We start from the raw sequence: 12,664 nt of genomic DNA on the forward strand, positions 1-12,664 counted from the left end.
TCCGAACAGAGAAGTCAAGCCCGCCAGAGCCAATGGTACTGCGGTAACACGTGGGAGAGTAGGTCGGCGCCTAATCTTACAATCCAGCCCCTTCATCTTCGATGCAAGGGGCTTTTTGCATTTATATACCTCACTAGTTGCTCCACAAATGATAGGTACCATAGACCAGTCAATGCTCCCTTGCGTTGGTTTAGTCAAATGATATAGTTTTAAACTCATCTTTGTTCAGGTGAGTCTACACCGTTTTCAAGTGCGTCTTATTTCCTTCATAAACCGTAACTGACTTTTAATTACAGCACAAAAATTAGCAAACTTTGTTAATTTTGAGACAATGATTATCCTCATTAACATCGTTACAGTATTGCTTACTATTGCCGCCATGGAAGCCTTTTCTTGGTTCATCCATAAACACTTATTCCATGGGCCTTTATGGTTCATCCATAAAACACACCACCAGGAGCGGCATGGGTGGCTGGAACTCAATGATGTATTTAGTCTTGGCTTTGCGGCCTTATCAATGTGGTTAATGTGGCAGGGGCATCAAAACTTAAATACAGGCTTTTGGATAGGCGTGGGCATCAGCGTATATGGCTTTATCTACTTCATATTTCACGATTGGTTTATACACAACCGGTTTAAAGCATTCAAAACTAAAAACAGCTATTTGCTCAGCATCCGCAGGGCTCATAAAATTCACCATAAATCCACAGAAAAGAATCCCTCGGAAGAGTTTGGGTTACTGGTGGCCAGCAAGAAATATTTTAAGCGTTAGGATTGCTGTTATAGTTAGCTTGTCAAACCATTTTTACTTTTTATAACCCTTGTTGATTAAGCCCGATAGGTTATTTAAAGAGTGATCTCCAGAAATCTTAATGCTATCAGCAAAGAAATCCTGTTATAAAATTAAATTTTAGCACATTTAACTGAATTATCTTCTATTACGCTGCAACCTTTATACGCATTGAGGCATCTTCATCTAAACATGGACAATGATGAGGAAAGTTATAATTATTATATTATCAGTAGTAAACGCATGTGCTTGCTGCGCTCAAAACGCACATAAGCCAATAACCGATAATGCGCTTAGAACGTCTTTAGACACCTTGATTAATACTTCGGTATCTGCTTTTATGCGCAGTGGTAACAGGGTTGGTATTTCCATTGGCGTGTTAAATAACGGAAAGTCTTTTATTTACAACTATGGTTCTACAACGCCAGGACAACAACGTTTACCCACCGGCAATTCAGTTTATGAACTTGCGTCCATTACTAAAACCTTTTCTTCTGCCTTGCTTGCTCAGGCGGTAATAGATAAAAAAGCAAAGCTGGATGATGATATTCGCCTGTATCTTGATGAAGAATATCCAAATTTAGAATACAAGGGCACGCCAATTAAACTGGTAAATCTGGCCAATCTCACTTCTGGGCTGCCTAATTGGATGCCCGATAATAAAGACCTTTTCAATAATGCTAACCCAGACTCTATTCCCTACATTTTAGACGCACTCCATAAAAAATACACCCGCACTGATCTGTACCGCGATCTTCATTGGGTAAATCTGGATATAGTACCTGGTTCGGTTACTAAACACTGCAATACGGCTGCTCAACTGCTGGGATATATCATGGAAAAGGTTTACGGTGCACCTTTAGAGATGGTACTCAGAAAACAACTTACCGGGCCTCTCAACATGAATAATACTACTTTCTTAACAGAGGGAAACCTCCCGGCAGCATTGGTTAAAGGTTACGATGGTAAAGGGAAATTGATGCCTTTTATTGTATGGGATGATCTTAAAGTTGCAGCAAGCCTAAGCTCTACAGTTGCCGACATGTTAAAATACGTGGCTTATGAAATGGATGAACACAAAGCTGAGGTTAACTTAAGCCACCAGCCAACTAACGGTAAGCCAGAGATGGGTGCCATAGCATTGAATTGGAAAATTAACCAAACAGCTACCAACGGACTTAAAATTTCCCATACCGGCGGAAGCTTGGGTTTTAGCACATATATGGTGTTTTACCCGCACGCCAAAATGGGGATTGTGTTGCTTACGAATGAAGCCGACCCGGCTACCCAGGGCGAATTAATTAGCCTGGCAGATAAAGTTTTAGGCTCGAAATAGTCAAAATATTGCTTCCTGAAAAAAAGTTTAGAATAATACATGTTCGCTGATGAAAAAATCTTAGTAATACCTATTAATTAGTATTAGTGGCTGCGGTTTTATTGATAAGCAATCCCTAATAACCCCTTATAATGCGTTGATCTTAGAGAGTCTTCGGTAGGCTCTGACCGACTTTGACGGATTAATATTCAAAGGTATTTGTTCAATGCGAAGGATATAATATTGTAGAGACTACTGCTAAAACGTAGGCGAGGCGGATGTAAAGTATAAAAAGCCGTCATGGTTAGCTTGTTAAACTATTAAATGCTTTAATTGGCCTTTGAAGCTTAAAAAGCAATAAGTTGATTTTATTAGAATTGCGAAAGTATCGGTTATTAAGTAGGGCAGATTTAATAAACTTCTATAACACCATACTGTTCATCTTCCAAAAAAGCAGCTATCGTTTTTTGCAATTGAAGAAGTTTTATCGCTATGTCTTTCGTATTAACGTTACCCATTCGCAACCAAATGATTTTAGGCGGATGGCCGTATAAATTTTGCAATTCCACAAAATCTTCATCGAAAGTTAATATGATTAATTTATTCAACTTGGCGTGCTGCCAGATCGCTTTATCAGTAATCTTATCAGTATGGCTTATTTCATTAGCAGGTAGTACCTCCCATGAATTGAGTAGGCGTTTAAGTCTCCAAGATATGTTTTCGTCTACCAATAGCCGCAAATTAGCCAACTTTTAATTTCCTTTCTTTATTGGCTGCATAAGCTAAACAGGCCAGTATTTGCTCTTTTGTTAATTGTGGAAAGTCTTCTAAAATTTCCTCATGCGACTGGCCTGTGGCCAGCCAGCCAAGAATGTCATATACTGTAATGCGGGTTCCTTTAATAACAGGTCTTCCAAAACGCACTTCAGTATCAATTTCAATAAATGCAGTATAATCTACTTGAGGTGCCATATTCAAATATACATATTATACATCTGTAATAAAATTCCGAAATTCGCCCCTTCCATACACCATCTACATGCTGCAAATAGAAGAAAACGTTTCGCTTAAAAATTTTAACACGTTTGGTATCGAAGCCCAAGCCCGCTACTTTGTAGAGATCAACAGCGAAGAAGAATTGGCTGAATTGTTTATGGACCCGCAGTGGCATCAAACCGAGCGTTTAGTTATAGGCGGCGGCAGCAACCTGTTGCTGGTTAAAAACTTTGAGGGATTGGTGATCCGCATGAACATACGTGGAATTGCACACCGCATAAACTATGATGAAGTGCTTGTAGAAGCAGGCGGCGGCGAAAACTGGAACGAACTGGTGAACTACTGTGTTGACCATGGCTTTGCCGGTATGGAAAACCTAACGTTGATTCCCGGCTCTGTGGGTGCATCGCCCATACAAAACATTGGCGCTTACGGGGTTGAATTGAAAGATGTATTTGAAAGCAGCCGGGCATTTGAGATTGCTACAGGGCAGGTAAAAATTTTTAGTAAAGTAGATTGCCATTTCGGCTATCGCGAAAGCGTGTTTAAATCGGCCTTAAAAGGGCAATATATCATTACTTCGGTAAAGTTCAAGCTATTGGCCACGCCCAAGCTTAATTTGAGCTATGGCGCTATTGAGCAGGAGTTAAATAATAGAGGGATAAGCCAACCAACCATAAAAGATGTATCGCAAGTGGTAGCGGCCATAAGAGTGTCTAAACTGCCCGATCCTTCTACCATAGGTAATTCAGGTAGTTTTTTCAAAAACCCCGTTATTTCTGCCGGGCAATTTCAATCGATAATAGCACAGCATCCAACTGTTTCGCACTACCCTGCAGGCGAGGGGCAAGTTAAACTTGCCGCAGGTTGGCTCATTGAACAATGCGGCTGGAAGGGTAAAGTAGTTGGGCATACCGGAACCTGGAAAAACCAGGCGCTGGTATTGGTAAACCATGGCGGCGCTACCGGGCAGGAGATCTATGATCTTTCGTCGCAAATCATAGACAGTGTGTACCAGAGGTTTGGTGTAACACTGGAGCGCGAAGTGAACATTATTCAGTAATAGTTGACACTTTAGCTATGAAAATCCAAAAATGTGAACAATGCGTACGTTATTGTATTCAAAAAAGAGCTATCGGTTTTATAATCGGCAGTTAAATTATTATCCTAATGTTTAATCTGTATTAAATTATTGGTGTACAGAATATTAACAAAGTTGTTTTTGTTTTAAATTAACGTGTTTTTTTAATTTAAGGTGCTGCTGTTACCGGGTTAAACCAAATAGTGGCATAAAACGGTACCATGTTTGTAAACGTATCTGTACAAAACTTTAACAGATTACAAATGACAAAGATTGAGTTTAACACCATGGTTCTGCGCCAAGCCAGTTCACTACGTTCATACGCACTGCACTTCACTCATGACGCAGACGATGCTAACGACCTTGTTCAGGACACAATGTTGAAGGCCATAACTTATTACAATAAGTTTAAAGAAGGTACTAATTTAAAGGGATGGTTGTATACCATCATGAAAAACACTTTCATCAACAACTACCGCCGCTTTGTAAAAATGAGCACCTTCGTAACTAAATCAGAAGAGATCTCATCGGCTAACTTAGTATTCAGTTCTACCAAAAACCAAGGCGAATCTAAATTCGTGATGGATGATATACGCCGCGCTTTAGACCGTTTACCAGAAGATTATTACGTTCCCTTCACCATGTACTTTGAAGGTCACAAATACCACGAAATTGCCGATCATTTAACTATCCCAATCGGTACCGTTAAAACCCGTATTCACGTAGCCCGCAAGCTTTTGAAGAAAAACCTGAAAGCTTATGATAATGGTGTTAAAAAACCAATTTTTGCTGAAGAAGAATAATTTTAGCTTTTAAACTCAACATATATAAAGGCCTGCTCAATCAGCGGGCCTTTTTTGTTACAGCATTTTTTGCAGATAATGAGTAATTTGCACAGCTATGAGTTCTGCTGGTTTAATTATTCAGGTTTTGGCCATAGTAACAGGGCTGCTGGCCACTGCCTTGTTCGTCAAAAGCAACCTCACTATCATGAAGTTTAGGCAGCTCACCTCCCTGGGCTTGCTGGCCTTGTGGACGGGCAGTATAGACACCTCTAAACTCATCATCGTAGATGGCAGGAACAACAAAGTTGTAGAAAAAGAACTCATCAATGCCATCTTATTACACAAGCGTGCTCGCATAGTTGTCTACGCAGCTGTAGTACTTAATATCCTTGCATTAGTAATCGGGCATGGTGTGTCTTAATCTTGAGCAATAACTAATCAACAACTCACCAATCAACCACTAAACTAATAAGGGCGTTTCCCTAACGGGTCAGGCTTTCTGCTCATACGCCTACAGGCCTTAGCCACGGGCCGATATCCGCTTCAATCCTTAACGAAAATTTTTCGTGGAATAGGATTGTCGAAATTTTAGAATAATAGAATTTGTAGAATAGTGCCTATTGGTTGGTAAATCCTAAGTCGGTAATCAATCTTCTTTAGTGGCACAATCATGTCACCATGCATTGGAATGTTAGGCCATAACCGCAGTATTACCGCAGTTGAGGACGAATGCGAGTGCGCCAATTTCAAAAAGTAAATTTTTGAAGAAAAATGAAGTTTTATGAAGATTTTATGAAATATGCTGAACTTTTTTAAACCTGTTTCCTGAGAATTTTTATAGCCTCTATTGCTGCTACCTGGCCCGATATTAATGCCGGTGGTACGCCCGGTCCGGGTACGGTTAGCTGACCGGTGTATAGCATATTGCTGATCTTTTTAGCCCGCATGGCCGGTTTCCAAAAGGCGGTTTGTCTTAGGGTGTTGGCCAGTCCGTAAGCATTGCCTTTAAAGGAGTGATAATCGGCCTTAAAATCGTTCATGGCATAACTACGCTTCACTACAATGTTATCCCGTATACTTTGCCCGGTAACTCCCTCAAAGCGGTCGAGCATAATGTTAAAGTACTTTTCTCTCAGCTCTTCACTGTCTTGTAAATCAGGTGCTAAAGGCATCAGGAAAAACATATTTTCACAGCCTTCGGGCGCTGCACTACTGTCGGTTTTTGAGGTGCACGATACATAGAATAGCGGCTTGGTGGGCCAGGCAGGGTTGGTATATATTTCTTTGGCATGCAGCTCAAAATCCTCGTCAAAAAACAGGTTATGGTGCTCTATGTTATCCACCCGCTTGTTTACCCCAATATAGTACAATAAACTCGATGGCGACATGGTGCGCTTATCCCAGTACTGAGGCGTATAATTCCTATTTGGCTCGTCTACCAGGTGTTGGTCCACGTGCTCATAATCTGCACCGGCTATTATAAAATCGGCTTTGTATTCGCCGTTAATAGTCTCTATTGTAGTTGCTGTATGGTTTTCGGTATTGATCTTGGTTACTTCTGTATTGAGCTTTATATCAACCCCATAGCTTTCGGCAACCTGCACCATAGCCTTTACAATTTCGTTCATTCCGCCTTGTGGGTACCAAGTGCCCAATACCAGATCGGCATAGTTCATCATGCTATACATAGCCGGGGTATTTTGAGGAGTGGCGCCCAAAAACAGTACAGGAAATTCGAGCAGTTTAATGAGCTTAGGGTTCTTAAAATACTGCCTTACATGCTTGCTCATGCTGGTAAGCAGCTGTATGCCCAAGCTTTTTTTAACCAGGTTAAAGTCGAAATATTCGGTAATGGAGTGAGAGGGTTTAAACACATATTCGCCCATGCCAACTCGGTATTTATATTCGGCTTGGTCTAAAAACTCCTTCAAGCCTTTGCTGCTGCCAGGCTCTATTTGCTCAAATAAGGCCATCAGTGCGTTTAAATCAGCCGGGACATCCAATGTGTCGCCTTTGCCATAATAAATGCGGTAGCCGGGGTCTAAACGGGTGAGGTTGTAAAAGTCTGACGGGTGCTTGCTGAAAAGCGCAAAATAGTTTTCAAAAACATCGGGCATCCAGTACCAGCTTGGGCCCATGTCAAAGGTATAGCCGTTTTGCTCCCAGGTACGGGCACGGCCCCCGGGTTGATCGTTTTTTTCTAAAACGGTAACCTCGTAGCCTTCTTTTGCCAATACCGTAGCGGCTGCCAAACCGGCAAAACCAGCGCCTATTACAATAACCTTTTGTTTGCCCATGCGTGTTTACAAGGCCAAAGTAAGCAAAAATGTTTTAGCGCATACACAAACAATTACGGTGCGAATTATGTACATTTGAGTGTAACACCATCTACCTACATGAATTTATTTGATGAGACTTGTTTTGAATGCAGTAAAATTATCACCCAAAAGTACAGCACCTCATTCAGCAAGGGTATCATGGCTTTCGACGAGCGTTTTCGCTACCCTATTTATGCCATTTATGGCTTTGTAAGGTATGCCGATGAAATTGTAGACACTTTTCATGACTACGATAAACAAAAGCTTATAGCCGATTTTAGAGCGCAAACATTCATTGCCATCCGCGAAAAAATAAGCCTGAACCCTGTTTTGCAGTCTTTTCAGCAAGTGGTAAATCATTATGGTATCGAAGATGAACTGATCGACTCTTTCCTGCGATCTATGGAGATGGACCTTGATCAAACCGTTTACGATACCGAAACTTACCAGAAATATATTTACGGTTCGGCCGAGGTGGTGGGCCTGATGTGTTTGCGTGTATTCTGCGAAAATACAACCACCCTTTACGAACAACTGGTACCTATGGCCCGTAGTTTAGGTGCAGCTTTTCAAAAGATCAACTTCCTGCGGGATGTAAAATCTGACTTTGAAGAGCGTGGCCGCACGTACTTTCCTACTATTGATTTTAGCCGCTTTACAGAGCAGAATAAAAAGGATATTGAAGAAGATATTAAGAATGACTTCGACGATGCTTTTAAAGGCATTAAGCTCCTGCCCAATGGCACTCGTTTAGGTGTATACATCGCTTACATTTATTATCGTCAGTTATTTAAGAAAATTACCCATACACCGGCAAGCACCATTTTGCAAAAGCGCATACGTATATCTGATACGCAGAAAACGGCGTTATATTTCAAAGCGCTATTGCATCAAAAATTAAAAGTTATTTAATGAGGGTAAGGTTTGCAGGTTTGTTGTGCATGGTGTTCGGTTTCATGCTTCTGAGTTTTGCCGAGGCCAATGTACCGGCGCCTAAAATTGTTCGTAAGCAATTATTGTTAGCCCTCGAAAACCGTAAACTTACCGACTCCTTAGATAAAGTTTTTGCTGTAGCTCCTAACAAATCGCCCCTCAATGTATGTTATTTTGGGGTTATCCAAGCGCTGAAAGCTAAACACGCGTGGAACCCGTATTATAAGGTGAAATACCTTAACGATGCAGAAAAGATATTGCAAACGGCCGTAAATCATGAGCCGGATAATATAGAAATAAGGTTTATGCGCTTTTCGATAGAACACAATGTGCCCGGTTTTTTGGGTTATACCAAACACTTGGTGGCCGATAGGGAGGAGATGCTTAAACAACTGGAACGCAAATACTATGCAACAGCCGATCAGGATGTGGTTATCACCGTTATCAAGTTTTTGCTTGAGTCAAAGCGCTGTACCCCGCACGAAAACGATTTTCTTCATAAACAGTTAGCCGCAATCAAGTGAAATACGCTTACCTGCTCATCAACTTTTTAACCATCATTTTCCCGGTATTGTTATCGTTTGATAAGCGGGTGGCTTTTTATAAAAGCTGGAAATTTATTTGGCCGGGTATGGCCATTACCGGTTTGGTCTTCTTGTTTTGGGATGTGTTGTTTACCGTCAAAGGCGTATGGTCTTTCAATAACGAGTACATCGCCGGCATCAGGTTTTTTGAGCTCCCACTCGAAGAGATTCTGTTTTTTTTGACAGTCCCCTTCTCCTGCATATTTATCTACGCTTGCCTTAATCACTACGTAAAATGGTCATTGCAAGAAAGTACAAGCAAGTGGATCTCTGCCTTTCTGATTTTGTTAAGCGTATTGATGGTAGGTTTCTACCCAAACCGCATCTACACTGTAGTTACTTTTAGTTTGCTGTTGGTACTGCTTATTTTAATACAATATGTTTTTAAATCGGTCTGGCTTAAGCGGTTTTATATGGCCTATATTGTATCGTTGCTGCCGTTTTATATAGTGAACGGTGTATTAACAGCCATACCCATAGTACTCTACAATAATGCTGAGAATATGAGTAAAAGAGTTGGTACAATCCCGGTAGAAGATCATTTTTACTCTATGGCTTTGTTGGTGATGAACGTTGGCTTTTTCGAATACTTTAAAAGCAAAAAGGAGGCTGTAATATTATGAACGGCTTACCCGCTTATACCCGCTCGCAATTAGCCCTGCGCAATGGACAGGACAAGCCTGAGATTTGGATTGCTTATTTGGGAATTATTTATGACGTAAGCGAAAGCCGCCTTTGGCTCAATGGAAAGCACTACGAGCATTGGGCTGGTCAGGATTTAACCGAAGAACTATCGGAAGCACCCCACACCCACGAAGTATTTGAGCGTTTTTCTGCTGTAGGTACATTGAAATAAAAAGAAGTGCTGCCAATGTACATGGCAGCACTTCTTGCTTAATTATAATGTAATTTCAAACTGCGCCAGGCTAATAAACTGCTGCACACGTTCGGAAACTTCTTCCTGTGTTAAGTTTTTGATTTTTTCGGTTCCAAATTTCTCTACACAAAACGAAGCCAATGCCGAACCGAATATGATGGCATTCTTCATGTTGTTGAAATTGATGGTGCCTACTTTAGCCAAATAGCCAATAAATCCGCCCGCAAAAGTATCGCCGGCACCAGTTGGGTCAAATACCTCGGCTAAAGGCAATGCCGGGGCCGAAAACACCTTGTCTTCATGAAATAATAAGGCACCATGCTCGCCTTTTTTAATAATAAGATATTTAGGGCCCATCTCTAAAATTTTGCGGGCAGCTTTTACCAGTGAGTATTCACCGCTTAACTGGCGTGCTTCGGCATCGTTAATGGTAAGTACATCCACCATTTTAATGGTTTCTATCAAATCATCCATGGCAATGTCCATCCAGAAGTTCATAGTATCCATTACAACCAGCTTAGGACGGTTTTTAAGACGTTTAATTACCGTTTGCTGTACTTGGGGTGTAAGATTGCCCAGCATCAGGTATTCGCAGTCCTGATAGCTTTCAGGGATGATAGGGTCAAAGTCGGCCAGTACATTCAGTTCAGTAGCCAGTGTATCGCGGCTGTTCATATCATTATGGTAGCGGCCGCTCCAAAAGAAAGACTTTTCGCCTTTTTTAATTTGAAGACCTTCGGTATTGATATGATGTTGTTTAAAATCTGCAATTTCACTTTGAGGGAAGTCGTCGCCCACTACGGCGACTATTTTTACATCGTTATAAAAGTAAGATGCGGCCAAACTTGCGTAAGTAGCAGCCCCACCAACAATTTTATCGGTCTTACCAAAGGGGGTTTCTATAGCGTCAAATGCCACAGTACCAATCACTAATAAACTCATGAGAAAAAAAGTTAAAATATTTTGCTACAAATATTGTGAAATTAGCGCAGACTTTATACTTTTGCACCACTCCAAACAGAGAAACACTCCTGAGTAGCTCAGCTGGTTAGAGCATCTGACTGTTAATCAGAGGGTCGCTGGTTCGAGCCCAGCCTCAGGAGCCTCAAAATCAATGATTTAACCCCACTCTGGCGAGTGGGGTTTTTTTATTTGCATAAAATTTGCATACTTTTTAATTTATTTGCTATCCGCCTATAATTATTAGAAGTGAAGGACATGTTATTTTCGATACTTATACCGCGTGGAGATGCTGAGTTTATCTGATGCCATTACCCTGACCATTTCCAAACAATTAGAGAACCGCAGTCCGCTACCGGACCATATTTAAGATATGCTCAAGTTCAGAAGTATAGTGAATATTGGAATTAGCGCTCAGGACCATGGCTGGTCAGTTAATATTAAAATATAATTTTCAGGTGGTAGTAAGTACAGATACATTCTAGCATTGTATGCCTTCTATCAGTGGTCAGGCCAATGTATCCTGTTATTCGGCAGGTCGATACCGGCCGCATATATTTCTCCTGTCTGTCGGAACGATTTTTTACCCTCTACATTGTAATAAACCGTCAGGCGGTTCTGCATCGCATCAGTCAGCACTACGTTTTCCCGTGTTGCGAACTTTGCGTCAAAAGCAAGGTTGACACCTTGCTGTCCGAACGGTACACTTGGATAGCATATAGCGTCAATAGCAGCATCATTTTCCGCCAGAACGGTATTGCAATAAGCTGATGAGATAATGTAAACAAGCGGGTTGTCATACGCTGAAGCACTGAATATGCTGTACAAAAAACGGTAAAAGATGCTGCAGCATTCAACAGCGTTGGCATCCCAGCCTTCTGTGATCAAATCATAGGCTATTCCATGTTGCCTATGAAATTCAGATGTCCTATTTTCCTCATCCGGACTTACCAGGACTAGGGCTCTTACCGCCGTGTTGATCTGCCACCTGCCTATGGTGACGAAAATATCCTCTCCTTCTTCTTTCGATCGCGCCCAGTTATTCACAAGTTCGATGAAACTTGTCTGCCTGTTTTCTGAACCATAGAATTTAGACTGATATGGACGATTGCAACGCGCGAAATTACGAATGATTGAGTGTGGTGGAAGCCCAATCTCATCTACAGTATCGAAGAGCGCACTATCCGTATGTGTTCTGGTCCGAAAAAGGATCAGCCCGGATTCCATGCTGTAGATCACCGCCGGTATCGTTTTTACGCTCAGGAAGGCCAGGAACGCTTTCTCATATGCATATTCATCGTTCGGATTGATAGCGGACAAATGCGCTATCGCTCTTTCCACACGACCGGGGTCCATATTTAAAGTTTTCATATGATGAGAAGCTATTGTTATTAAAGTGAGTAACAGAGAAAATTGGCGAGTAGGGAGATATCCGCCCGGGAATCATTAACGCGGTAAACTTGGAAGTGGCTTTTCTGAGCAATGCCGTCGGAGCTTACCTTGATCATAAAGCTGGATCGATGTGTAATTTCTGCTGCGCAAGAATTCTAGATGCGCAACAATTCAGAAAAAAGATAATCAGGCACTTTTCATGCTTTAAGTTAGGTTCATTGTTACCATGCCGCTTTGTTTCAATTCCGATCAAAACTTCACTTATTTATTTAGTATATAATTGGCAAGATATGCGAGAGTTATCAGTCCAAATACATACACGGTGATCAAATACACGCACCCTTTCCAATTGGAAAATTTGATCTTTTCCATTTTTAAGGTAAGTCTAAAAAATGTGCTGCAGGTATAAACGAAAGCATACCACAAACGCTTTCGCAAATGAATGAACTTGATACGCGAGGCTCTTACCCCGTAACGACGGGTTGCTCTGCGCATAATGGGACCCTTTTTGGATATACCGCTGATATTGACCACCTGATTCCGGCGGAATGTGACCATTGATTCCGCGTCAAATTGACCACCCCATTCCGGGGCAAACTGACCAGGCATTCCGGGCCAAATTGACCACCCCGA

General features: G+C 41.4%; 15 protein-coding genes, 1 tRNA gene and 1 rRNA gene. 11 read left to right on the top strand and 6 right to left on the bottom strand.

What is annotated here, in order from left to right; translation table 11 throughout:
• The 3 genes from rrf to IEV61_RS20435 all read left to right on the top strand — a co-directional run.
• Positions 1–75, top strand: a 5S ribosomal RNA gene (gene rrf / locus IEV61_RS20840); the annotation flags it as partial.
• 256 nt (positions 76–331) lie between these two features.
• Positions 332–772, top strand: coding sequence for a sterol desaturase family protein (locus IEV61_RS20430; RefSeq protein ID WP_188418995.1), 441 nt, complete (start codon positions 332–334; stop codon positions 770–772).
• Between the two features lie 217 nt (positions 773–989).
• Positions 990–2,126: a serine hydrolase domain-containing protein gene (locus IEV61_RS20435; protein ID WP_188418997.1), complete on the top strand. Its 1,137-nt coding sequence runs from the start codon at positions 990–992 to the stop codon at positions 2,124–2,126.
• Positions 2,127–2,515: 389 nt separating this feature from the next.
• Here IEV61_RS20435 and IEV61_RS20440 read toward each other — a convergent pair whose 3' ends face one another.
• Positions 2,516–2,836: a DUF5615 family PIN-like protein gene (locus IEV61_RS20440; RefSeq protein ID WP_229747237.1), complete on the bottom strand. Its 321-nt coding sequence runs from the start codon at positions 2,834–2,836 to the stop codon at positions 2,516–2,518.
• A gap of 10 nt (positions 2,837–2,846) precedes the next feature.
• On the bottom strand, positions 2,847–3,077 hold the full coding sequence (locus IEV61_RS20445; RefSeq protein ID WP_188419002.1) for a DUF433 domain-containing protein: 231 nt from the start codon (positions 3,075–3,077) through the stop codon (positions 2,847–2,849).
• A 67-nt stretch (positions 3,078–3,144) separates the two neighbouring features.
• On the opposite strand from IEV61_RS20445, the gene murB reads away from it, so the two are divergent.
• The 3 genes from murB to IEV61_RS20460 all read left to right on the top strand — a co-directional run bounded on the left by murB (position 3,145) and on the right by IEV61_RS20460 (position 5,388).
• Positions 3,145–4,164, top strand: a complete 1,020-nt coding sequence (gene murB, locus IEV61_RS20450) for a UDP-N-acetylmuramate dehydrogenase (RefSeq protein ID WP_188419004.1) — start codon at positions 3,145–3,147, stop codon at positions 4,162–4,164.
• Positions 4,165–4,445: 281 nt separating this feature from the next.
• Positions 4,446–4,985, top strand: coding sequence for an RNA polymerase sigma factor (locus IEV61_RS20455; protein WP_188419006.1), 540 nt, complete (start codon positions 4,446–4,448; stop codon positions 4,983–4,985).
• Positions 4,986–5,082: 97 nt separating this feature from the next.
• Positions 5,083–5,388 carry a hypothetical protein gene (locus tag IEV61_RS20460; protein ID WP_188419008.1) on the top strand — a complete coding sequence of 102 codons (306 nt, stop codon included), beginning with the start codon at positions 5,083–5,085 and terminating at the stop codon, positions 5,386–5,388.
• Between the two features lie 391 nt (positions 5,389–5,779).
• On the opposite strand, the gene crtID is transcribed toward IEV61_RS20460, so the two are convergent.
• A complete protein-coding gene (crtID, locus tag IEV61_RS20465) occupies positions 5,780–7,264 on the bottom strand; it encodes a bifunctional phytoene desaturase/3,4-desaturase (protein ID WP_188419010.1) in 1,485 nt (494 codons plus the stop codon).
• Positions 7,265–7,363: 99 nt separating this feature from the next.
• Between crtID and IEV61_RS20470 the strand changes: the two genes are divergently transcribed.
• Genes IEV61_RS20470 through IEV61_RS20485 form a run of 4 tightly spaced genes read left to right on the top strand, consistent with a single transcriptional unit; the run spans position 7,364 to position 9,658 of the window.
• Entirely contained in the window at positions 7,364–8,197 is an 834-nt protein-coding gene (locus IEV61_RS20470; RefSeq protein ID WP_188419012.1) for a phytoene/squalene synthase family protein, read from the top strand.
• Positions 8,197–8,742: a hypothetical protein gene (locus IEV61_RS20475; RefSeq protein WP_188419014.1), complete on the top strand. Its 546-nt coding sequence runs from the start codon at positions 8,197–8,199 to the stop codon at positions 8,740–8,742. Before IEV61_RS20470 ends, IEV61_RS20475 begins: the two co-directional genes overlap by 1 nt.
• Positions 8,739–9,425 carry a lycopene cyclase domain-containing protein gene (locus IEV61_RS20480; protein WP_188419016.1) on the top strand — a complete coding sequence of 229 codons (687 nt, stop codon included), beginning with the start codon at positions 8,739–8,741 and terminating at the stop codon, positions 9,423–9,425. Before IEV61_RS20475 ends, IEV61_RS20480 begins: the two co-directional genes overlap by 4 nt.
• A complete protein-coding gene (locus IEV61_RS20485; protein WP_188419018.1) occupies positions 9,422–9,658 on the top strand; it encodes a cytochrome b5 domain-containing protein in 237 nt (78 codons plus the stop codon). The genes IEV61_RS20480 and IEV61_RS20485 overlap by 4 nt, the downstream gene beginning before the upstream one ends.
• A 42-nt stretch (positions 9,659–9,700) precedes the next feature.
• Here IEV61_RS20485 and IEV61_RS20490 read toward each other — a convergent pair whose 3' ends face one another.
• Positions 9,701–10,621 carry a PfkB family carbohydrate kinase gene (locus IEV61_RS20490; RefSeq protein WP_188419020.1) on the bottom strand — a complete coding sequence of 307 codons (921 nt, stop codon included), beginning with the start codon at positions 10,619–10,621 and terminating at the stop codon, positions 9,701–9,703.
• An 87-nt stretch (positions 10,622–10,708) separates the two neighbouring features.
• Between IEV61_RS20490 and IEV61_RS20495 the strand changes: the two genes are divergently transcribed.
• Positions 10,709–10,782: transfer RNA gene (locus IEV61_RS20495), tRNA-Asn, on the top strand.
• A gap of 358 nt (positions 10,783–11,140) precedes the next feature.
• Here IEV61_RS20495 and IEV61_RS20500 read toward each other — a convergent pair.
• Together IEV61_RS20500 and IEV61_RS20650 are read right to left on the bottom strand one after the other, a co-directional pair.
• The gene (locus tag IEV61_RS20500; protein WP_188419022.1) at positions 11,141–12,010 is read right to left on the bottom strand and encodes a hypothetical protein; all 870 of its coding nucleotides are present in this window, start codon (positions 12,008–12,010) and stop codon (positions 11,141–11,143) included.
• Between the two features lie 282 nt (positions 12,011–12,292).
• A partial coding sequence (locus IEV61_RS20650) for a hypothetical protein (protein ID WP_229747238.1) occupies positions 12,293–12,664 on the bottom strand: 372 nt, incomplete at its 5' end.

It is taken from the genome of Mucilaginibacter galii (assembly GCF_014635825.1).
In the GTDB taxonomy this organism is placed as follows: domain Bacteria; phylum Bacteroidota; class Bacteroidia; order Sphingobacteriales; family Sphingobacteriaceae; genus Mucilaginibacter; species Mucilaginibacter galii.

What these genes read in the sequence shown, in the direction of transcription:
- IEV61_RS20460 (WP_188419008.1), top strand. Translation starts at nt 5,083, where the DNA reads ATGAGTTCTGCTGGTTTAATTATTCAGGTTTTGGCCATAGTAACAGGG.
- crtID (WP_188419010.1), bottom strand. Translation starts at nt 7,264, where the DNA reads ATGGGCAAACAAAAGGTTATTGTAATAGGCGCTGGTTTTGCCGGTTTG.
- IEV61_RS20445 (WP_188419002.1), bottom strand. Translation starts at nt 3,077, where the DNA reads ATGGCACCTCAAGTAGATTATACTGCATTTATTGAAATTGATACTGAA.
- IEV61_RS20500 (WP_188419022.1), bottom strand. Translation starts at nt 12,010, where the DNA reads ATGAAAACTTTAAATATGGACCCCGGTCGTGTGGAAAGAGCGATAGCG.
- IEV61_RS20475 (WP_188419014.1), top strand. Translation starts at nt 8,197, where the DNA reads ATGAGGGTAAGGTTTGCAGGTTTGTTGTGCATGGTGTTCGGTTTCATG.
- IEV61_RS20485 (WP_188419018.1), top strand. Translation starts at nt 9,422, where the DNA reads ATGAACGGCTTACCCGCTTATACCCGCTCGCAATTAGCCCTGCGCAAT.
- IEV61_RS20490 (WP_188419020.1), bottom strand. Translation starts at nt 10,621, where the DNA reads ATGAGTTTATTAGTGATTGGTACTGTGGCATTTGACGCTATAGAAACC.
- IEV61_RS20435 (WP_188418997.1), top strand. Translation starts at nt 990, where the DNA reads ATGATGAGGAAAGTTATAATTATTATATTATCAGTAGTAAACGCATGT.
- murB (WP_188419004.1), top strand. Translation starts at nt 3,145, where the DNA reads ATGCTGCAAATAGAAGAAAACGTTTCGCTTAAAAATTTTAACACGTTT.
- IEV61_RS20470 (WP_188419012.1), top strand. Translation starts at nt 7,364, where the DNA reads ATGAATTTATTTGATGAGACTTGTTTTGAATGCAGTAAAATTATCACC.
- IEV61_RS20430 (WP_188418995.1), top strand. Translation starts at nt 332, where the DNA reads ATGATTATCCTCATTAACATCGTTACAGTATTGCTTACTATTGCCGCC.
- IEV61_RS20455 (WP_188419006.1), top strand. Translation starts at nt 4,446, where the DNA reads ATGACAAAGATTGAGTTTAACACCATGGTTCTGCGCCAAGCCAGTTCA.